This window comes from Dubosiella muris (assembly GCF_004793885.1).
Taxonomy (GTDB): Bacteria; Bacillota_I; Bacilli_A; order Erysipelotrichales; family Erysipelotrichaceae; genus Dubosiella; species Dubosiella muris.
Genome location: NZ_SRYG01000009.1, coordinates 76,933 through 96,423, shown reverse-complemented (window position 1 = coordinate 96,423; position 19,491 = coordinate 76,933). Strand labels below are relative to the sequence as shown.

19 protein-coding genes are annotated in these 19,491 nt (G+C 53.9%); 2 read left to right on the top strand and 17 right to left on the bottom strand.

Annotated elements, in window-relative coordinates:
• A partial coding sequence (locus tag E5336_RS05795; protein ID WP_277820798.1) for a hypothetical protein occupies positions 1-233 on the top strand: 233 nt, incomplete at its 5' end.
• 52 nt (positions 234-285) lie between these two features.
• On the opposite strand, the gene yhfZ is transcribed toward E5336_RS05795, so the two are convergent.
• The 17 genes from yhfZ to E5336_RS05710 all read right to left on the bottom strand — a co-directional run bounded on the left by yhfZ (position 286) and on the right by E5336_RS05710 (position 18,225).
• Positions 286-1,209 carry a GntR family transcriptional regulator YhfZ gene (gene yhfZ / locus E5336_RS05790; protein ID WP_135980127.1) on the bottom strand — a complete coding sequence of 308 codons (924 nt, stop codon included), beginning with the start codon at positions 1,207-1,209 and terminating at the stop codon, positions 286-288.
• A 104-nt stretch (positions 1,210-1,313) separates the two neighbouring features.
• Positions 1,314-2,150 carry a hypothetical protein gene (locus tag E5336_RS05785; protein WP_135980126.1) on the bottom strand — a complete coding sequence of 279 codons (837 nt, stop codon included), beginning with the start codon at positions 2,148-2,150 and terminating at the stop codon, positions 1,314-1,316.
• A 1-nt stretch (position 2,151) separates the two neighbouring features.
• Positions 2,152-3,555, bottom strand: a complete 1,404-nt coding sequence (locus E5336_RS05780) for a glycosyltransferase family 2 protein (RefSeq protein WP_135980125.1) — start codon at positions 3,553-3,555, stop codon at positions 2,152-2,154.
• Positions 3,555-4,559 (bottom strand): hypothetical protein, encoded by a 1,005-nt coding sequence (locus tag E5336_RS05775; protein ID WP_135980124.1) that lies wholly within the window; start codon positions 4,557-4,559, stop codon positions 3,555-3,557. Before E5336_RS05775 ends, E5336_RS05780 begins: the two co-directional genes overlap by 1 nt.
• Position 4,560: 1 nt before the next feature.
• A complete protein-coding gene (locus E5336_RS05770) occupies positions 4,561-6,645 on the bottom strand; it encodes a hypothetical protein (RefSeq protein WP_135980123.1) in 2,085 nt (694 codons plus the stop codon).
• 3 nt (positions 6,646-6,648) lie between these two features.
• Complete coding sequence (locus tag E5336_RS05765; protein ID WP_135980122.1) at positions 6,649-8,151, bottom strand: CotH kinase family protein; 1,503 nt, start codon at positions 8,149-8,151, stop codon at positions 6,649-6,651.
• Positions 8,152-8,154: 3 nt separating this feature from the next.
• On the bottom strand, positions 8,155-8,832 hold the full coding sequence (locus tag E5336_RS05760; RefSeq protein ID WP_135980121.1) for a DUF4956 domain-containing protein: 678 nt from the start codon (positions 8,830-8,832) through the stop codon (positions 8,155-8,157).
• A gap of 16 nt (positions 8,833-8,848) precedes the next feature.
• Positions 8,849-9,547, bottom strand: a complete 699-nt coding sequence (locus tag E5336_RS05755; protein WP_135980120.1) for a polyphosphate polymerase domain-containing protein — start codon at positions 9,545-9,547, stop codon at positions 8,849-8,851.
• A 577-nt stretch (positions 9,548-10,124) separates the two neighbouring features.
• Positions 10,125-10,880 (bottom strand): copper homeostasis protein CutC, encoded by a 756-nt coding sequence (locus E5336_RS05750; protein ID WP_135980119.1) that lies wholly within the window; start codon positions 10,878-10,880, stop codon positions 10,125-10,127.
• Entirely contained in the window at positions 10,877-11,947 is a 1,071-nt protein-coding gene (locus E5336_RS05745; protein ID WP_422110299.1) for a Sapep family Mn(2+)-dependent dipeptidase, read from the bottom strand. The genes E5336_RS05750 and E5336_RS05745 overlap by 4 nt, the downstream gene beginning before the upstream one ends.
• A 1-nt stretch (position 11,948) precedes the next feature.
• Positions 11,949-12,908, bottom strand: a complete 960-nt coding sequence (locus E5336_RS05740; RefSeq protein ID WP_135980118.1) for a glycosylasparaginase — start codon at positions 12,906-12,908, stop codon at positions 11,949-11,951.
• A 45-nt stretch (positions 12,909-12,953) separates the two neighbouring features.
• The gene (locus tag E5336_RS05735) at positions 12,954-13,469 is read right to left on the bottom strand and encodes a GrdB-related putative oxidoreductase (protein ID WP_135980117.1); all 516 of its coding nucleotides are present in this window, start codon (positions 13,467-13,469) and stop codon (positions 12,954-12,956) included.
• A gap of 37 nt (positions 13,470-13,506) precedes the next feature.
• Positions 13,507-14,910: a PTS sugar transporter subunit IIC gene (locus E5336_RS05730; protein ID WP_135980116.1), complete on the bottom strand. Its 1,404-nt coding sequence runs from the start codon at positions 14,908-14,910 to the stop codon at positions 13,507-13,509.
• A gap of 34 nt (positions 14,911-14,944) precedes the next feature.
• Positions 14,945-15,271 carry a PTS sugar transporter subunit IIB gene (locus tag E5336_RS05725; protein ID WP_135980115.1) on the bottom strand — a complete coding sequence of 109 codons (327 nt, stop codon included), beginning with the start codon at positions 15,269-15,271 and terminating at the stop codon, positions 14,945-14,947.
• 73 nt (positions 15,272-15,344) lie between these two features.
• The gene (locus E5336_RS05720) at positions 15,345-15,671 is read right to left on the bottom strand and encodes a PTS sugar transporter subunit IIA (protein ID WP_135980114.1); all 327 of its coding nucleotides are present in this window, start codon (positions 15,669-15,671) and stop codon (positions 15,345-15,347) included.
• 23 nt (positions 15,672-15,694) lie between these two features.
• Positions 15,695-16,306: an RDD family protein gene (locus E5336_RS05715; protein WP_135980113.1), complete on the bottom strand. Its 612-nt coding sequence runs from the start codon at positions 16,304-16,306 to the stop codon at positions 15,695-15,697.
• The gene (locus E5336_RS05710) at positions 16,303-18,225 is read right to left on the bottom strand and encodes a BglG family transcription antiterminator (protein WP_135980112.1); all 1,923 of its coding nucleotides are present in this window, start codon (positions 18,223-18,225) and stop codon (positions 16,303-16,305) included. Before E5336_RS05710 ends, E5336_RS05715 begins: the two co-directional genes overlap by 4 nt.
• Positions 18,226-18,348: 123 nt before the next feature.
• On the opposite strand from E5336_RS05710, the gene E5336_RS05705 reads away from it, so the two are divergent.
• A complete protein-coding gene (locus E5336_RS05705; protein ID WP_277820797.1) occupies positions 18,349-19,239 on the top strand; it encodes a YitT family protein in 891 nt (296 codons plus the stop codon).
• Positions 19,240-19,491: the final 252 nt, after the last annotated feature.

Below are 19,491 nucleotides of genomic sequence, written 5' to 3'. Positions count from 1 at the left end.
TTAAAAAAGAACCGGAAGGAGTGAATGCCATGTGTGAGATCATGAGAGAATTTGAGAGAAAGTCCAAGAACGAAGGCCGCGCTGAAGGACGGGCTCAGGTACGTCAGAAGGCAAAGAAGCGCACGGAAGCCATTACGCGCAATTTATATGCCAAAGGCATGGATTGCCCCACGATCGCCGAAGTCACGGGACAAACCAGCGCCCAGGTTGAAGCCTTTTTCAAAGCGCGATAGCTTGAATAAAAAGCCAGACGGAAACGCTTTGTCTGGCTTGTTTTTATGTCTGTCAATAGCTTGGAATCAGCTTGCCCTCCATCACGAGCTGCTGGTTGCGGCGCACGGTGTTTGTATGAATCAAATCGTCAATGATCGCCACCATTTCCCGCCGGGCCCGGTTTACGACAATGACGGCCTCGGTGTCTTTGTCGTCATCAATGGACAGCCCGAGATAGTTCATGTCATACAGCTTTTCCTGGATCTCGTCCATGTTCCATACCGCGGCGTCGATTTCGCCGGACATGACTTTTTGCAAAATCTGGGTATATTCCACGTTCACGAACCGCACGTTTTTCCCGACGCAGGCGATTTCCGTCATTTTCTTTTGATCGACCGACGACTGGTCGACACCAATTTTCATTCCATCGACCACTTCCTTGACATCCGGATCGTGAAACGCCAAAATGTGTTGCGACAAATACGAATACGGGCCAAAGCTTTTCACGATTTCGATATCCATGCCGGCCTCGATCATTTGCTCCGCCGCGTACCGGGAAACGATTGCGAAATCATACCGGTCGCACAGCACCATCGACATCCGGTTTTTCGAACCGCGCATAAACGCCAGCGAAACCGGAATGTCGTACCGGTTTTCCAAATCCGCCACCAAACCGGTCGCCAGTCCTTCGTACCGTTTCGAATACGGCAGGGGCATCACGCCCAAAATGTGGGAGATCCCCGCGATTTCCAGCAGCTTGCGCACGTCTTTTTTCTTCAAAATCGTTCCCGACTGTCCATGCGCTTCCAATGTGACCGCGCCGCTTTTTTGAAGCAGCTTGATCGCGTTTTGCACAGTGCCCCGCGCCAAATGGATCTCGTTGTTGAGCTCCGTGACGGTCGGGATCCGCTCGCCTTCCTCAAAACAAAGCATCCGCTTGGCCAGCGTTTTTGTGGAAAGCCCGTTTTTACTGTATAAAAGATTTTGAATATCCATTTTGTTCACCCCTTTTTGCGGTTGTCCTCCCCTTCCGCGACCATTGTACCGGTCTAATTATACATATTTATGTATATTTTGTAAACCCGCGAGCTTTCCGATCGTCAACGCTCTTTTAGCGCCTCCAGACAATGATAGGCGAACCGAATCGTCGGATACGCTTCCTTTAGCTTTTGGCGCGACGCCTCAAGAACGCTTGCGTCTTCCTGGGCGTACGTGTTGTTCTTTGTCAAGCCATGCTCGCCCGCCGGCAAAAACTCGTAGGCGTTCGTCACGCTTTTTCGATCCTTGCGCGCCAGTTCCACTTCCGTTTGGATTTGTCCGATTTCGTCGCGCCGGTTGTAGTTCATCACGATGATCCCGTCGCACGCGTTTTGGATCAGCGAGTCCAAAAGCGTCGTTCCCACCGTCTGGTCGAAATGGTATGGAATGCACAAAAGCAGCTCCAGCCCGTTTTCCTCGCAAAGCCGGTACGCGCTTTCCATGTTTTTCAAATACTGGGCGAACACGCCGCGCGGATCCGTCTTCCACGCCGTGCTCAAATACGGTTCCACATCCAAAACGACACCTGCCAGCTTTTCCTTTTGGTCTTTGTTGTAGGTTGCCGCCGCCTGAATCGACGCCCGCATCGGCTGCTCGTATTCGGCAAACGACCAGTCCACTTCCCCCATCAAAGCGTACGTCTGCACGTCGCGCGCCGATAAAAACGCCACGAACCGCTCCACGGCGGCGAAATCGTTGAACTCCATTTGCTGATACACCGCCGAAATGCCGCGCTCTTCCAGCACGACTTCCAATTCCGGCCACGCCGAAGGATCGACCTCGCCCGGATTCCACGAAAAGAGCGACGCCTGTTCCTTTGGCGAAGCGGCGCAGCCCGCCAGCGCCAGCCATCCGCAAAGAAAAAACAGGAAGCCGTTTCGCACCCACTTCCTGTCCATCTCATTCCTCCTCGCCCGGCGTCTGCATCCGGGCAATCGAACCCCACTCGAACTTCTTTTTCCGGAACCGGAAAAGGGCGCTGATCCGGGCCGCCAGCACGATAAAGCGCGTAAAAAACACTTCGACGACCGCCATCACGCAAACCCGAACGATGTCCCGGCGGCTCACGTACACGTTTTGCGAATACACCCGCGCCAAAAACGCGCTGATGCTCATGAAAATGCCAAAAAAGAAGTAAATCAAAAAGAACCACACCATATACGTCATGTTGATGACGTTCAAAACGAGCGCGAACAACGTGACGAACACGCCGGCCACTTCGATTATTGGCGCTAAATACTCGTAAAACAAATAATACGGATACGAAAACCATCCCAGCACGCCATAATCGAAGGACATCCACATTTTCCAGTATTTATTCAAACACTGGATCAAGCCGATGTGCCAGCGCCGGCGCTGCCCGAAAATGTCTTTCACCGTCGTTGGCGCCTGTGTCCAGCACACCGCCTGCGGTACGTATTCAATCGTGTATGGCTTTTTGTTTTGGCGAAAATACGAATGCAGCTTCATGACCAGCTCCATATCCTCGCCCAAAGAATCGGTCGCGTAGCCGCCCACTTGCAGCACCGCCTTTTTCTGAAACAAGCCAAAGGCCCCCGAAATGATCAAGTTGCCATTGAACCGGTTCAAAAAGAGCCGCGAGCCTAAAAACGAACGATCGTACTCGAGCATTTGCGTTCCCACCAAAAGATGGTACGGGATCCTGTACTCCACGATTTTGCCATCGCGCATCAGCGCGCCATTGATGATCCGGATCAATCCGCCGCACGCCACCACGTTTTCATGCGCCATCACGGGCTTGACGATTTCCGTCAGCGAGTCGGTTTGTAGCACCGAGTCCGCGTCCATGCACAAAAAATACGGATACCGGGACGCGTTGATACCCGCGTTCAAGCTGTCGGCCTTGCCGCCGTTTTCCTTCATGATCAACGTCACTTCGACGCCCCTGACCGTTCCGGTGTACACAAAGCGGATGGGCTGGCAGGGCAAAGTTTCCTGCATTTGCATCCGCGTGATTTCCAGACCGTATTCCTTAATGAGTTTCGCGGCCGTTTGATCGCTGGAGCCATCGTCCACCACGATAATTTCATACGTCGCGTATTCCAGCGCGACGAGCGACTCCACCGTTTTTAAAATGGAAAGCTCCTCGTTGTGCGCGGGAACGAGAACGGAAACCGGAATATCAATCGGGCCAAGATCGTCGACTTTATACCACTTTCGCTGATGCATCTCGTACAAAGCGAGCGAGCCGGAAACGATCGACGCGAAAAGAAAGGTCGAATACACGGCCAGATACGCGATAAAAAACCATTCCACTGCATACAGGATTTCCTGCACGTCCATTACGCATGCCCCCTTTCCATTTGCTTCCACGCCTCGGTCGCGTTTTGATGGACATACCAAATCGGATCGTGTGTCAGCGTCCGCACAAGCGCGCGGTTTTCGGCGCTTGGAAACGCCGCGAGCACCTTGACGCCAAGCGCCGCGTACCGCCAATCCATCGTTTTCCGCTCCAGAAGCAGCTTGCGGACGACTTCTTCCGCCTCGATGGACGGATACTTGATAAAATACCGCAGCGCCTCGAGCCGGACTTCAAGATTTTCGCTTCCATTTTCCAAAATCCGCAAAATATCCCGCTTGTACGGCCCTTTTTCCTTCCGCGCGTATTCCAGCAGCGCGCAGCGGATTTCCGGATTGTACTCGTTTTGGTTTTTCAAAAGAAGCAAAAGCAGCTCGTTTCGCGAGCCGGCATACCACATCAGCGCGTTCGTGGTCACTTTGCTGTAGCAGTAAAAACCTTGTTCGGTCATGACTTTCAGCGCGTCGCTCAACGCCTCCGGCATGCCCATGACCGCCAAAGCCCCTAGCACGTTGTACATTAAAAACATGGAGGAGCGATCCATCAGCCGGATCATCGCCGCCGCGAAAGCGGCCGACTTTTGGTCCGCGTTGATGCCGTATTTCATCACGAGCCGGGCATACATCGTCTTTTCCGTGACGCCCATCTTTTGAATCGGTACAATGAGCATCATGTATTCCGCCTCGTACTTTTGAAAGTAGGCGCGCACAAGCGCCGGATCGTACGCTGCGACTTCCTTGAGCTCCTCCTCGAACCGTCCCAAATACCGGACCATGGAAAACCGCCGGATCCGTCTTCGCTCGGCGCGCGTGCCTTTCTCCGTCAGCGCCTTGCGCAAGCGCGCCCGCCCCGCCTGAAGAAGCCGCCTGGCGTTTTCACGGTGCCGGCGCTCCCGTTTCAGCTGCCGCAAATACACCAAATTGAACACCGCCAGCATCAGGCTGAACACCATGTACACAAACAGCAAATTCAACAATCCGTATCCCATGTCATTCGCCTTCCTTCCACGCTTCCTGCACGATGGCGTACGACGCCTTCAGCCTTTCCTCGTACGCGAAGTTGCGTGTCCATCGCGGCAGCTTGATCGCGTACAAATGGATGTCCGGGTGCGCCGCGTTGCCCATTCCCACATACAATTTGCCAACCGGCAGGCTTTCGATACCATAACGCAAATAATAGTCGTCATGCACGACCGCCTGGTTTGGCGCCGAAAAGTTGAGCAGCTGCCACGGCAGACGAATTTCCGTACACCCGTTTGCCGTCGCGAGATCCCGGCCTTCGACCAGCTTTCCGGCTTCCTCGGTCAGCGAAAAATTTCGCAAAGCGTTCGCGTCGTCGACGATGGGATCCGCCAAAATCGCCTCGATTGGCCCGAATTTCGGCTCGTGGGCTTCCGGCACCTGAATCGAGTACGCGTCCTGTCCGCGAATGTTCTGGTTCCACGCCGCCCGGGCGCTGTCATAATACGAGTGCACGAGCAGTCTTGCCTCGGTCGGGCTTTCAAACACGAGCAAAAAATCCGCGTCGCGCGCGAACGAAAGCGCCCCATCCTCGGTTTGGCTGGCGCCGCTGTTGGGCGTCACGTCCAGCGGAATCGTCACCGGAAACTGCACGTCGGGATTCCAGTTGATTTTAAAGTACACCCCTTCGGCGTCGAATTGCGCAAACAGCGTCCCGATCTTGTTTTCGAACACTTTCTCGCTGGCTGTCCATTCGGTTTCCTGTCCGTCAATCCAAACCGGCCCGTTTACCCCGAGCGGCTTGAACGCCATAAGCCCAAACCCCTGAGCCTCGGTTTGGATGTCGTGCCAAAACGGCTGCTGTTCGTCCTTCGTATACGGGCTCGTGTTCCAGTCCGTACGCGACCAGTTGTCCTGCCACGCGGAAAGCACGATGCCGGAAAGGCCGGAATCCAGCGCATTCGTATACAGCCGGACAATCGCCTCGCCTTGCTCGGCCTCGCTATGGGACGCACCGCCCTTCGTCGTTCCCCGGGCGCTGGAATCGCCGCAATTCACCAGCACGACCGGCTTTTGATAGTACGCTTCCAGCAGCGCCAAGTACCGGTCGGCGCGCGGACGCTCGTCCACGAGCGCGAGCAGCGGCGCCAGTCGTTCTTTTTCGCCAGCCGTCAAATCGTTTGTAAAATCATGCCCGTAATCCGCATAGTTGTACGCCACCAGCATTCCGCCTTTAAGCTTCGGACCCGCCTCGAAGTGCTGAAAGTCGATTGTCGCGCTTTTCTGGATTTGCGCCTTGTACAAAGTTTCGAAGTCGAACGGGTCGGTATTGAGCTGCGTGGTTGGCGCGATCAAATGCTGCTGGCCGTATTTGTCCGACTCGTATTGGCAAAGCCGGTCCATCACTTTGGCTAGAAGCCACTCAAACGGACTCGCGTCCTCGCTCGTGCGCACGTATTTTCCCGCATACGGGCCCGGGAGCTTGCTGTGGTGGTCCGTGTACGCGATCGTGTCCGGTTCCCAGCGGCTGCCGATTTCAAACGCGAGCACCCAGGGCGACACGTCGCTCGTGTACACGCCATGCCCTGACGTTTTGGCGTACGGCAAAAACTCCCGGCCGTGAACGACGTCGACGCATCGCTTGGCGTTGCGCAGCAAGGCGTTGTAAAAGTCGTTGGACCACGCGTTGTCGGCGCTGTTTTGGGCGTAATCCGTCACCGGCACGACTTGAATCAAATACAACGGCGCCTGGCCGCTGGCGGCGCGTGTGGTGTTGAATTCGTACAACGCGTTGTAAAAGTCGGGATCGTAAATGTTGTTGGCGCGAATCGTGTTGGCGTTCATCGCCGCGATTTGCTCGAACCACGTCTTGTATGTCGCCTTGTCGACCGCGTAGTCGGTATCGTAGTATCCCGGCAGGAAGCTGTCGACTTCCACGCCTTTGACGACGAAGCGCTCCTGGCTGCCGGCGCGCACGATGTCCGCCTTTTCCGTATAAAAGTTGGACGTGACCGCGCTCGCCTTGCCTTTAGGCAAATACGCCTGGTTCCATGCGAAGTAAACGGCCACCGCGCCCAAAAACAAGCAGGCGATCCAAATCAAATACCGTTTCATCTTCTACCTCGTTTCATATTTTTTCGTCTGGGACGGATGGGCGTACTGGGCCAGCGCGTCGATGTGGCTGTCCATCCAGGCGCCCCGCTTTTGGATGTAGTCTTTCATTTGCGCCAGCGCCTCCTGCGTGCTGCCCGGATTGCGCTCTTCGGGTGTCAGCTTTTGATACGCGTCAAGCTGGCTGGGATCGAACGCGTATCCCCACACCTCGTTGTTGCGCTCGACGGCGCTACCTAAGTAGGCGATTGTCTCGTCGATTGTGCGCAGCAGGTTTTCGTCGCTTAAAAGCGTCTTTCGCAGTTCCTTGTAGCGGGCGATGACTTTTTCATTGAAATACGGATCGCTCAGCAGCCGGTCGTACCAGACGCGGTCCACGAGCAAAAACTCGCTTCCTTCCGCGTCGAACGGAGCAAAATAGTTGTTGAGCGCGTTGTTGTAGTCCCAAACCGGACCGATCTTGATTTTCTGCGACCGGTCTTTGTACAAATACGTCGAACGCATGCCCGCGTCGCTGACGGCCAGAAACTCCTGAAGCACGTAGTAGTCCACGAACGAGTCGACGTCGATGTACTTGCGGTACCCTCTGGACGGGCTTTTGTAGTCGGACGAGTACAGCGCTTTTTCAAACGCGCTCAAGCTGTCTTCGATGTACGAAAGCGCCTGGGCGTCAAGCTTGGAGGCGGGCGGATACACGACTTCAATGCCGGCGCCGCTTCCAAGCGTTTCCTGCCGGAACGTGTACATCGAAAAGGAGTCCACGACCACGCTATCGGCGTCAAAGCGGTCGATCCGCACAATGTAGTCCAGCTCCGCCTTGCCCGGCTCGTACGTGTCGAGATCGACCCGGCTCTTTCCTTTGCGAATCGTTTCCATCAGCACGTACAATCCCTGGTACCGCCCGTTTAAAAACACTTCGCAAAAGCGGACGTTGGGCGCGTATCCCATGATTTGACCCGAAATGTTCATCAGCACGTAGTTGCGGATGAGCGTCTTGTCCAGAAACGGTCCGTACAACGCCCAGTTGTCATGGGCACCCATGCCAAACAAGGACACGTCCTCGTCCTGTCCTTGCCCATCGACGAGTTTGATTTGATAGCTTTTTTTATCGAAGGAGCGCGACGAGTTGCCGCGGATGCGGATCGTGGCGTTCGTGTCCACGCCCTCGTCTTGAAGCGTCTTGACGGCAGTATCGTTGTCGATCCAGCGAATGCGGGCCGGAATTTCCTCCTGGCCATCCGTGGTTTGAACGCCGGTTCGAGTTCCGTTCTCATCTTGCAGCCAGCTGCCGGGCACCGGCGCGCCATCCGTGTCGATCGAGACGATTGGCAAATGCGTGCGAAACGTGCCGGGATCTATGGACAAGGAGGCTGTCTGCTCCCCGGGCGCCTGCCGGTGCTGCATGTAGCGGTTCGTATCTTTTGCCGTGTCCGGCTTGAACAGCCCGAGCACGAGCGGAAGAACAAGCAGCGCCACAATCGCGATCCCGCTCATAATTTTGTATTTCATAAATTATCCGTTGATTTCATCGCTTTGCGCCACGATGTCGACATATTGCGTATCCGGGATCTCATACAGACACGTGGTGATGGACTTTCCGTTTTTACTGCTTTGCGTCAGGATCTTACGGGAAAGCTCGTAAATGAATTCCACCGACGTCGGGGTCGTGTTTTTCGTGCGAAGTGTCGCTTTTTGATCGAAATACGAGAAAATCACCTTTTCGATCTCGTCGGCGTGCATCCGGCTGCCTTTGACAATCAAAAGCACGCGGTTCTCGTTTTTCACATGGCCCATGATGAGCAAAATCACAAAAATGACGGCGCTGCCCATGCAGGCGACGAGATAATCCGCCACCCCGCAGCAAATGCCGACCACGATCGTCCAGAAAATATAAATCGTGTCGCGCGTGTCCTTAACGGCCGTTCGAAAGCGCACGATGGAAAGCGCGCCGACCATCCCCAAGGACAAAGACAAGTTGTTGCCGATGACCGTCATGACCGTCGCGGTCAGCACCGTCAGGCAAACGAGCGAAATGTTGAACTTTCGCGAATACGCCGTGCCCGAATGACTGATATAGTACGATATATAAATGAACAGCCCCAAAATGACGGCTGTCAAAATGTGCATAAAAATTTCTTCCGTCGTCAGGGTGCCCGACTCCGCCAGCATGCCTTCTAAAATATCTCTCATCGTTTACCTCCTCTTTTTATCCATACACATAACGCAAGCCGACCGAGCGGCTCAAACTATACTTGCCCACGGAAATCTCGCTTTGATCGCATCGCTCCAGCGCGAGCTTGACCGGGCTTAGCAAATAGCCATCGTATTTCACTTCCAAGACGACCCGGTCGTTCACGAAAACCGGATACAAATTCAACGTTTTCGAAAACAAGTCAAAGTCGGATTCCGTGGCGCGGATATTCGCGTCAAACGTAATTCGAATGTTGTTGCTGCGGGCGCAATACGCGATCCGGTCGTATTCCACGATCGCCTTGGGCCGGTACAAGTACATGCTCATGATCGCGTACAGCTCCTTGGCAAATGGCAAGTCGTAATGCAGCAGCACGTCGTAGCGCCCCTCGATCAGCCGCTGCGCGTCGTTTCTCGGGATCGGGAGCGACCGCTTGAGCTGGTCACTTCCTTGCTTTTTCTTCATTTCCAGCATCGCGTACGGGCTGTCGGGATCGTAGACGCGCAAACGGATTTTGCGCCGCAGCTCGACGCCTTCCTCCTTTTCGTGGAAATCCCGGTCGTCGATCGAGTCGAAATATAAACTGCGAACCGTATAGGCCCCTTTGGCGTTGTTGGAATCGAGCGTCAAAAAATGGGAAAAGTAGCTTTGAAGCTGCGCACTTTTCACCAAATTGATCAAATATTTTTTCTCTTGTCGCGAGACAATGTTCATATCGGATGTTCCTTTCTCTTCATTTATTGTAAAAAACAAACCGCGCTTTCTCGATTGGGATGCCCGCAGTCCAGCCACCGTTTCAAAAGCCGCCAAAAAAAAAGCCAAACCGATCCGTCCAGGGTTCGAAATTTCGTAGAGTTCCCTACTCTGCGAATTGATTATAGCACTCTATCCCTTTTGAATCGAGTGATATAATCCATATCTTTTATAAAAATATGTGATTTGTATAGGGGTTGAATATAATGATAACTTATAGTTTCTGGATTAAAAAACAAAAATAAGCCGTCAGTTTTCCCGTCAGGATCACGGCGTGAAAAGAGTGGATTAAGCCGATATCTATCGCGCTTTTTTTGCTTCGATCCCAGGAGCTGTCGTTTTTTTCTTTCCTCGTTTTCCGTCAAAATCGCCGTCAAACCTCCCGTTTTTCCTTTGCCTAAAGCGAAAGAACCACCTTTTTCGCAGAGTAGGGAACTCTGCGAAGGAAATTCGCGAGAATACCCATCGGTTTTCACGCCATGAATACGTCAACCTTCCCCACAAAAAAAGCGATCCGGTCTGATCGCTTTTTTTCTGTTTACTTTTCTTTTTTTACCGCTTCCACAAGCTCCCGGACAAGGCCGGCATCCACGACATCGTAGTCGTCGGCATGTTCCCCGCTCAAATAAGCGTACGTGACGTCGCGCCCGCTCGTCGTTTGATCCGTTCGATACGCCTTGCACGAGGAGTGCACTTGCCAGACGCCGGTTTTTTCCATCAGCTCGACCGCGTTGCCCGCGTTCACGCCCGAGCCCGGCAGGATCTCGATACGGCTTCCAAACTTGTTTTGGATGGCGCCGATTTCCTCGATGCCCTCCATCGCTTTCGCTTTCGTTCCGCTCGTCAGCACCCGGTCCACACCCAGTCCGACGAGCGTTTCGATGGCGCCTTCATAGTCGGTGACGACATCGACCGCCCGATGGAACACGGCCGTCTTTTCAAACGAGTGGATCAAATCGACCATGCATTTCGTCCATTTGGTGTCGACGGCTTTTTCCTCCGTCAAAAAACCGAACGCGATGCCGTCGGCTCCGGACTCCAAAAACAGTTTCGCCTCGTCGAGCATGATTTGTTTTTCGACATCCGTGTAGGCGAAGCCCGCCGCTCTTGGACGCACCATGCACACTACTTCCAGGTCGGTATTCTTTTTTGTTTGGATGAGTGCCATCACACTAGGCGACAGGCCGCCCACGCTCAACGCGCTGTTCAGCTCGATTCGTTTCGCGCCGCCCCGGCTTGCCGCCAGCGCGTCTTCGTAGCTGCCCGCGCACACTTCCACAACGATTGGTTTCATAATTGCTCCTCGATTCCCAGACGATACAAGCTAAGCGCGTAAATTTTCGCGTTCGCCATCAAATCGTCGATATCCATCCATTCATCCGGCAAATGGGCGATGCCTTTCTGGCCGGGGAAGCTTGGTCCGAACGGCACGATGTTCGGCACCTTTTTCGCGTACGTGCCCCCGGTCGTCGTCACCGGCGTGCCATCGAGTCCGGTTACTTGCTCGTACGTTTCCTGCAGGACGCGGCAAAGCGTTCCGTCCTTTGGAAAAAAGACAGGCATCATGTTGTCCATGAGCGCGGCGTCGATTTTCGCCGTCACCTTGCGCGCGATTTCCTCCACCGTCACGCTGGCCGGATAGCTGACTTTCAGCTTGTGTTCCTCGTCGAGACGGAACTCCAGCTTGCCAAACTCGGGATCGTACAAATCCAGATCGAACTGCTCGGGCGTAAAGTGGGACACGTCGGCTTCCGTTTCGAACACGGCCCGGCCCCGCTCGGCGTACACGACCGGATACTTGCAGTCGGGCGTCCATCCCGCGATCGGCGGATTTTTCACATTCAAATAATGGTCCATGTCCGCCATGCCGGTTTCCTCGTTCGTACCAAACACGATCCAGATCGGATGCGCCAACTCGATGCCAAGCTGCTTGATAGCGTACAACGCGTACAGGCACGACAGGATTGGCCCTTTGTTGTCGAGAATGCCTCTGGCGTATATACGGCCGTCGCGGATCGCCGGTGAAAACGGCGGATTCGTCCATTCGCCTTTCGCCTCCACGACGTCAAGATGTCCAAAGATCCCGATATAGCGCGGATCGGTTTTCCAGCCCGGCTTCGTGCCGTATTTCACGATGCCCGCGTAGTGGTCGACGTTTTCCACGACAAACCCCATCGCTTTGGCGAGCGCGAGCGTTTCGGTCAGAGCCTTGTCGACACCGGAACCAAACGGCATATTTTCTTGGGCTTCGCTTCGCGTGCTGTCGATGGACACGATTTTCAAGATCCCGTCCAGCATGGCGTCTTGGTTGCGCTTGACTTGTTCGACGATTTTTCGTTCCAGTCCGCCATCGCGTTGCATATTATTTGCGCTCCAGCGGCGCGGTCCGGGTCCTCATGTAGTTGTCCATCCATTCCTCGCTCGCTTTTTCAATGTACTGTTTGCGGTTTTCGTCGAATTTGACCAGATACACTTCCGGCGCCTCGGTTTCGGTCGCGACCGCGAACGAGAAGCCTTCGATGTTGGTGGCCACGCCCCATTCGCCTTTGTTGTTCATGGCAATCAACGAAAGGTCGCCCGCTTTTTGACGACGGCGTTTGAGCTGCTCGTCGAGCCGGGAAACGGCTTGCTCGCACGCCTGCTGCGGATGGAGGCCTTCCTTCATGAGCCGGACGATCTCGTAGGAGATGCACCCTTTCATCAAGTCCTCGCCAAGTCCGGTCGCGCTTGCGCCACCCACTTCGGAATCCACGTAAAATCCGGATCCGGAAATCGGCGAGTCGCCAACCCGGCCGGCCCGCTTCATGAACAAGCCGCTTGTCGAGGTCGCCGCCACCATGTGATGGTTGTCATCCAGACACACCATGCCGACCGTGTCGTGACCGGAATACGGCTTGAGCTCGAGCTCCTGCACTTCCTTAAGCCGGTTGTGGTAGTGGATGCGCGCCCGCTCCGTGAGCATGTTTTTGCGCTCGAATCCCATTTTATGGGCGTATTTTTCGGCGCCGGCGCCAACAAGGAAGTTGTTGACCGGTTCCTTGGACAGCTTCCGAGCGATGGATACCGGGTTGGCGAAGTCTTTGATCGCCGCCACGCAGCCGATATCGAACGTGTCGCCGTCCATGTAGGCGGCGTCCAGTTCCACTTGCATTTCCTCGTTTGGCAGTCCGCCGTAGCCGACGCTTTTGTAGTATTCAAAATCCTCCACGTCGCGAATGGCGGCTTCGATGGCGTCGCCCGCGTCGGCGTGGTCTTTGAGCATTTGATCGGCGCGCGTCACGCCTTCCAATGCCATTCTCCATGTTGCGATAATTCCGTACATCTTTCTTCTACCTCGTTTTCTAAAAAAAGAGAGTGGCGCACTCTCTTAAAAACAAATCTCGGATTCGTGTGCGATGGCTTTGCCTTGCGCCTTGGCCGCCAGTGCCTCGCACATATTCGACAATGTTTCGTTCAAGCCGGTTCCGCCTTTTTTCGGACATTTGACAATGTGGATCCGGTCTTTGTATTCGGCAATCGTTTCCTCGTTTTCCGCGGACATGGCGGCCACGACTGGAATGTTTTCCTCTTCGAGCCGGTTCGCCACCATGGCGCACATCCGGGCAAATTCGGCGTAGTTGAACGCCGGGCCGCACATGACGCCGTCCGCGTTCAGTTTTTTCACCATCGCGCACAGCTTGTGCACGACTTCGTCCTGATGTTCCATGAAGTAGCCGTTGCCGCAATACAGCGTCGCGATGACGCGCTCGTCGTTGGCTTTCAAGTAGCGTTCCATCATCACGGCTGGTCCGACGACTTCCTTCGTCGCCTTCAAACCAATCATTTTATCGTCTTTTGTCCCGGCGCCCGCCTGGATCTGATCGTATATCATAATGACTTTCATTCGATTCGCCCTCGTTTCTATTTATTTTTTCTTCCCATTAAAGATCGTCAAACGAGAAATCGTCGAGGTCGATTTCCTCTTCCTGGCTTTCCATCGCCTTTTGCTCGTCTTCCAAATATTGTTTATCCATCGCCTTGATGAACGGCAGGTAGAGGAACACCCCTAAAATCAGCAAGCCGCCCTGGAATACGGCGCCCATCCAGTTCGTTGCCAAAAAGCCCGAAATGATGACTGGCATCGTCCATGGAATGTTGATTCCGTTGCATGGAGGGAACAAGCCCATGTTCATCGCGAAATACGACAGGATGATGTTGACTGTCGGTACAAGCACGAACGGAATGAGCATAACCGGGTTGAGCACGATTGGCAAACCGAAGATGATTGGCTCGTTGATGCCGAAGATGCCCGGAACGAGCGACAGCTTGCCAAGGTCCTTGATGCGTTTCGAACGGCAGAACAGCAGCATCGCAATGAGCAACGAAAGCGTCGATCCGGCGCCGCCAAAGGTGGCGAACAAGTCCTGGAACTGCTGCGAAATGATGTGCGCGCCGTTTTCGATCGTGTAGCCGGCCGCGCCCACTTCACGATACAAGTTCAGGTTTTCAAGCGCGAGCGTCTGCAAAACCGGGTTGAAGACCGCGCCCACAACCGAGCCGCCGTTGATTCCGAAGAACCAGAACAGGTGCAGGAAGATGTAGGCGACGATCATAGCCCCCAGCGTGTCTCCCAGACCGAGCAGCGGTGTTTGCAGGAACTCGAAAATAAACTGGAACGCGTTCGTTCCGCATGCCGTGAACAGCGTGTTGATCAAGAAGAAGACAACCATCACGATGCCGGCTGGAATGAGCGCGGCGAAAGAAGCAACAACCGTTGGCGGCACGCCGGCTGGCATTTTGATGACCCAGCCCTTTTTCTCGACCCACGCGTACAAGTGGACGCTGATGATCGCGCACAGGATGCCGACGAAGATTCCCTTCGCGCCAAGCCATCCCAGATCAAGTCCGCGCACCATGCTCGTCGCGCCTTCCGGCACGTTGACGGCCACGCCAGTCGCGTCCGCCAGGCCGGCGATTTTCGCGCTAAAGTTGTATGGCATGAGAATGAACCACGACATCAAGGCAACCGCCGCACCAAAGATTGGCGTCGTTTTCATTTCCCGTGCAAAGTAATAACCAATTCCCATCGTGGCGAAGATCGCCATGATCGTGAACGTCGCGTCGGACTGTTTGGAAAGCAGTGCGGCCAAAGACATGTCGCCAATCATGCAGTTTTCCACAAAATCCGTCCACGCGCTGATCGGGAAGTTCGCCAAAAGCAGGAACACCGATCCAACGATCAGCAGCGGCGTCGAAATCAGGAAGCCGTCGCGGATCGCCATTAAATATTTGTTTTTACCAATCGCCGACGCCAGCGGCATCAGCAGTTTTTCTAGTTTATCCATTTCCAAAACCTCGTATCCAATTCGTTTTCGTAATTTATTTTTGTTTCGCTTTTTTCATGATGCCCAGCGTTGTCTTGAGCACTTTTTCCCCGTTCATCATGCCGTAGTCGCCCGCGTCGATGACCGCGATCGGAATGCCTTCGTGGCCGAATTTCGAAACGGTTTCCTCATACATGTACTTGACTTGCGGGCCAAGCAAAATGCAGTCCGGCCGGTCGTTGGCGATGATTTCTTCCAACTTGTTGTGGGAGAACGCCTTGATTTCCAGTGGCAGCTTGTGGTTGTTGGCACAATCCTGCATCATGGACGCCAGCATGCTCGTGGACATGCCCGCGCTGCAAAATAAATAGATCTTTTTCATTGTTTGTATTCCTCCTGTTGACTGTATTGTATCGAAAGCGCTCTCATTGTTTTTGGAACGCTTCTTCCTAGTTTTAGGAATTTTTTTCCAGTTCCTCGATGCGGCGCAGACTTCTCATCGTCGTGTTGGCCATGAGCTCGATCGTTTCCGCGCTCATGAGCTGGTCTTCGGCATGCATCAGAAGCAGACTGACGTTCGTTTTTTCGCCGGCCGCCTCCTTCTGGATGAGCGAAGCGTGGGCTTCGTGGCCTTTGACGAAGAACTCTTTTCCTTCTTTCATTTTCGCCTGCGCCTTTTCGTGCTCTCCTTTTTCGGCGAGCTGGATGGCTTCCACGTACGCGCTTTTCGCCATTCCTACATTCGAGATGATTTGAAAACAAACCAGTTCCATATTTTCCATATTCTTCCTACCTTCCTTTGAGTTTATTTTGTCGTGTCTTCCACGCGGACGAGCCGCGTTTTCGCGATATAGTCGTGCAGCATGCGCCGGCTTGGCGACGCGAGGGCCGCGACTAGCGAAATCGTCGTGATCGCGATCGAGGCCCATAAAAAGATACCGGTCACATTGAGTCCGGACACCATCGAGATGGTGCTGGAAATCAAGGCGCTGGCGTTGTACAGGCAGCCTTCGAGCAAAAATAGCCCGACGCCCTGCCGAAGCAGCAGCCGCCAAAATCCAGGCGTTTTCCCGTCTTCGGTTTCCATTTTGTAGCCAAGCGTCCTCTTTCCGATCGTCTGTCCCGGATAGATTTTCCACGGAACGACGACTTCGTAAAACAGCGCGCCGCAAAGCGCAAGTGCGACGACGGCCAGCGCGGGTCCTTGCTCGATGAGCGCGGAAAGCGTCCACACGTTGACCTGGCGCATCGTTTCCACGTCCTTGGTGACGAACAGCCACGCCAGGCACATGGGCAGCATCATGCACAGCGCGCTTAAAAACCAGTCGATCAAATAGGCGGCAAACCGGCGTCCGTCTTCGACGTCGGTTTCGCGCGTGTCCAGCACGCGGCTCGTTTTGCGTGTTTTTGTCATCATATTCCGTCTTCCTCCTTTGTGATGGTTTCAATAAACAGACGATAGTCCCGTTTCGTAATGAGATTTTGAAATTGTTTTTGATCCGACACGAAATGAGAAAGCCAGTCAAAAAAGATGCGCAGCAAATTTTGGTCGATGTCGCGGATGGCGAGCAAAATGACGAGTTCGACGTCGTATTCGCCCCAGCGCAGCGGCTTGTCGAGAATCGCGATCGAGATCGACGGCTTGACGACGGTGCCTTCGAACGTGTGCGGCAGCGCGAACCCCGTATAAAACGACGTGGACGCGGTGCGTTCCCGCTCGAGCACGCGCTGGGCGAAATCGTCGCGGACGTAGCCTTTGGCTTCCAGGTTTTGGCACATCGTCCGAATGACTTCCTCCTCGTTGTCCGCGACAAGATGCGGATAGAAGAAGTCGGGCACGATGAGGTTTTTGACCATCGCCTTGAACTGGCCGCTGGTCCGCCTTTTATCCAGCCGGTTGAGGGCCTGGAAAATCTCGCTTTCGTCCTCGTAGTTCATGAACATCGAGATCGTCAACGTCGGGACCGGCAAATCGTGCTTTAAATAGACGGAAGAAACGATGAGATCGGGTTCGAGCCGCTCGATGCTTTCGCGTTCGAACACGTTCATCTGAGCCGCAATCTCGATGCGGTCGCCAAACCGAGACTCGATTTTTTCCTTGCATCGTCTGGCCAGCGACTGGTCGTCCGGAAAGATCATGACGACCTGATACTTGCCGGCGGACTGGAGCCGGTTGAACGCGTTGCCCAGATGTAGGGCCAGAAAGCTGATTTCGCTTTCGCTGATCGCAAAGTTCACCGTTTGCTCGAGGCGCCGGGCCGCTTGCACGCCCATCTCGAAGATGAGCGGAAACTTGATCTTGATTTCATGCAAATAGACGTTGTCGACGCTGACGTGCTGCTCGTGGCGCATGAGTAGCGAGCGCACGTGCAGCTCCATGCCGTTTTGCAGTTCCTTGTCGTCGCGCAAGTCCACATCGAACCGCTGCCAAACGTCGTCGAGCATCGCCCGGACGAGTTCGGGCACGTGGACGGTCGCGTTGCCGGCGGCCACTTCCTCGACGGTGTACGCTTTGCTGCGTTTTCCAAGAAGGAGCAGCGTCAGCAGCCGGATCTCGGCCTCGTTGACTTCGATCGGGATCCGGTGGGAGACTTTCGTGAAAAACGCGGACGCGATTTTGTATTCGATGGTGTCGGTCAGGCCGTTTTCCATTTCGACGTTTTCCAAATAGTGGAAGTCGAGCATGCGTTCGAGCGCGATGCCGATGTGCATGAGCAGCATGGGCAGGCTCGATGGCCGGACTTTGTAGTCGTAGCGCTCGAGCGTGCTTTCGAGGATTTCCTTGACCCGCCGCAAGTCGAATTTCTGGTACAGGTCGATCATCTCGTTGAGGTTGGAAAAGTTGTCTTCCAGCTCTTTGTTGAGCATGTCCTTGCACAGCTTGCGTTTGTTGGTTTCGCTTCCTTCGAGCCAGATCCAGTTTTTCTGCTTGACGAGCCGGACGTTGCCGTACTGGGTGAGCTTTTTCCGGATCGTTTTCACGTCGGCGTCGATGGTGTACGAGCTGGCACAAAGCAGCTCGGGCAAATCGTAAATGTTCAGCTCCCTTTTTTCGAACAGCAGGATCTTCACGATAAACTCCTGGCGTTCCTTTGGTGTTTGCGGAATCGACGAAATGATGCCGGTTGGCGCGCCGCTTTCCTCTTTCGCGACGAGGTGGTAGCCTTTTTGGGGATTTCCCTCGATCGTTACCTGGCCGCCTTCGGTGTTGATCGCCTCGATGTCGTTGCGAATCGTCCGGTCGGTGACGCCAAGCATCGCGGCCAGCTCCTTCCCTTTTATCCAGTTTTCCTCATGCAGGATCTCGCATATCTTTTTTTGTCTTTGCGTGAGCATGTTTCCTCCTACGCCTGTAATTGTATGGCAATGTATTTCCTAGCTTACCCCGAATCATTTCCTAGCGCTAGGAAATGGTTGCTTCTTTTTTCCTTGCGCGCTTCTTATACTAGGAGGCAGGTGATGATTATGATAAATATATTTGACACAACGACGATTAAAAACAAACAAACGCGGCTGGCTTTCTCGATTTTCTGGATCGGTGTCAGCTCGCTGCTGCAAACCTTCACGATTCAAAGCTTCATGGATCCAAGCAACCTGCTGTCGAGCGGCTTCACCGGTCTGGCGATTCTCATCAACAAGATCACGACGCTCTTTGGCGTTCCGTTCTCGGTGTCGCTTGGTATCCTGTGTTTAAATATTCCGGCGGCTCTGCTTTGCTGCAAGCACATTTCCAAGCGCTTCACGCTGCTAAGCTACATCCAGTTTTCCCTGACGTCGGTTTTACTGGATGTGTGCCATTTCCAGCCCATCTTCGACGACTTGTTTCTCAACGTGATTTTCGGCGGCTTCCTGTATGGCCTTGTCGTCGTCATCGCGCTGCGTACCGAAGGCTCGACGGGCGGCACAGACTTTATCGCTTTGTATATTTCCGATAAGCTGCACAAAAGCATTTGGGACCAGGTCTTTATTTTCAACGTGTGCATTATCGTCATTTTCGGATTTTTCTTCGGCTGGGAATACGCGGGCTATTCGATTGTGTTCCAGTTTATTTCCACGAAGACAATTTCCTACTTCTACCACCGGTACGCCCAGATCATGGTGGAGGTGACGACTTCGAAGCCGAAAGCGGTATCCGAGGCGTTTAAGACGAATTTCCGGCACGGTATGAGTATCGTGAACGGCCAGGGCGGGTACAGCGGCAAGCCGTTCTCGCTGTGCAAGACGATCGTAAGCAGCTACGAGGAAAAACCGATCATCGACTGTTTGCATCAAGTCGACCCGGACGCGATCGTGTATACGCATAAGATCGACAACTTTTACGGACGCTTTTATCAAAAGCCGATTGAATAAAAAAACGCAAAGTCTTGCCAAAGACTGTTATAGGATCTATTGAAAGGAAGGAAAATGATTGTCCTTCCTTTTTCTTTGATATGGGGGCGTGATCTAGTTGCTTAAGTACACAAGCAGGGAAAAAAAGGAGGCACCATTTTTGATACCTCCGATCAATAGCTTCTCTTATGTGTTACAAACATCTATTCAGGCAATCCTACACTGCCCTTTTATTGGGTCACATTTTCGTCTTTGATGTTACGCGGTTTGCCG

Bases quoted from the DNA above. Each gene is read 5' to 3' on its own strand.
- yhfZ (WP_135980127.1), bottom strand. From the start codon at position 1,209: ATGGATATTCAAAATCTTTTATACAGTAAAAACGGGCTTTCCACAAAA.
- E5336_RS05785 (WP_135980126.1), bottom strand. From the start codon at position 2,150: ATGGACAGGAAGTGGGTGCGAAACGGCTTCCTGTTTTTTCTTTGCGGA.
- E5336_RS05780 (WP_135980125.1), bottom strand. From the start codon at position 3,555: ATGGACGTGCAGGAAATCCTGTATGCAGTGGAATGGTTTTTTATCGCG.
- E5336_RS05775 (WP_135980124.1), bottom strand. From the start codon at position 4,559: ATGGGATACGGATTGTTGAATTTGCTGTTTGTGTACATGGTGTTCAGC.
- E5336_RS05770 (WP_135980123.1), bottom strand. From the start codon at position 6,645: ATGAAACGGTATTTGATTTGGATCGCCTGCTTGTTTTTGGGCGCGGTG.
- E5336_RS05765 (WP_135980122.1), bottom strand. From the start codon at position 8,151: ATGAAATACAAAATTATGAGCGGGATCGCGATTGTGGCGCTGCTTGTT.
- E5336_RS05760 (WP_135980121.1), bottom strand. From the start codon at position 8,832: ATGAGAGATATTTTAGAAGGCATGCTGGCGGAGTCGGGCACCCTGACG.
- E5336_RS05755 (WP_135980120.1), bottom strand. From the start codon at position 9,547: ATGAACATTGTCTCGCGACAAGAGAAAAAATATTTGATCAATTTGGTG.
- E5336_RS05750 (WP_135980119.1), bottom strand. From the start codon at position 10,880: ATGAAACCAATCGTTGTGGAAGTGTGCGCGGGCAGCTACGAAGACGCG.
- E5336_RS05745 (WP_422110299.1), bottom strand. From the start codon at position 11,947: ATGCAACGCGATGGCGGACTGGAACGAAAAATCGTCGAACAAGTCAAG.
- E5336_RS05740 (WP_135980118.1), bottom strand. From the start codon at position 12,908: ATGTACGGAATTATCGCAACATGGAGAATGGCATTGGAAGGCGTGACG.
- E5336_RS05735 (WP_135980117.1), bottom strand. From the start codon at position 13,469: ATGAAAGTCATTATGATATACGATCAGATCCAGGCGGGCGCCGGGACA.
- E5336_RS05730 (WP_135980116.1), bottom strand. From the start codon at position 14,910: ATGGATAAACTAGAAAAACTGCTGATGCCGCTGGCGTCGGCGATTGGT.
- E5336_RS05725 (WP_135980115.1), bottom strand. From the start codon at position 15,271: ATGAAAAAGATCTATTTATTTTGCAGCGCGGGCATGTCCACGAGCATG.
- E5336_RS05720 (WP_135980114.1), bottom strand. From the start codon at position 15,671: ATGGAAAATATGGAACTGGTTTGTTTTCAAATCATCTCGAATGTAGGA.
- E5336_RS05715 (WP_135980113.1), bottom strand. From the start codon at position 16,306: ATGATGACAAAAACACGCAAAACGAGCCGCGTGCTGGACACGCGCGAA.
- E5336_RS05710 (WP_135980112.1), bottom strand. From the start codon at position 18,225: ATGCTCACGCAAAGACAAAAAAAGATATGCGAGATCCTGCATGAGGAA.
- E5336_RS05705 (WP_277820797.1), top strand. From the start codon at position 18,349: ATGATTATGATAAATATATTTGACACAACGACGATTAAAAACAAACAA.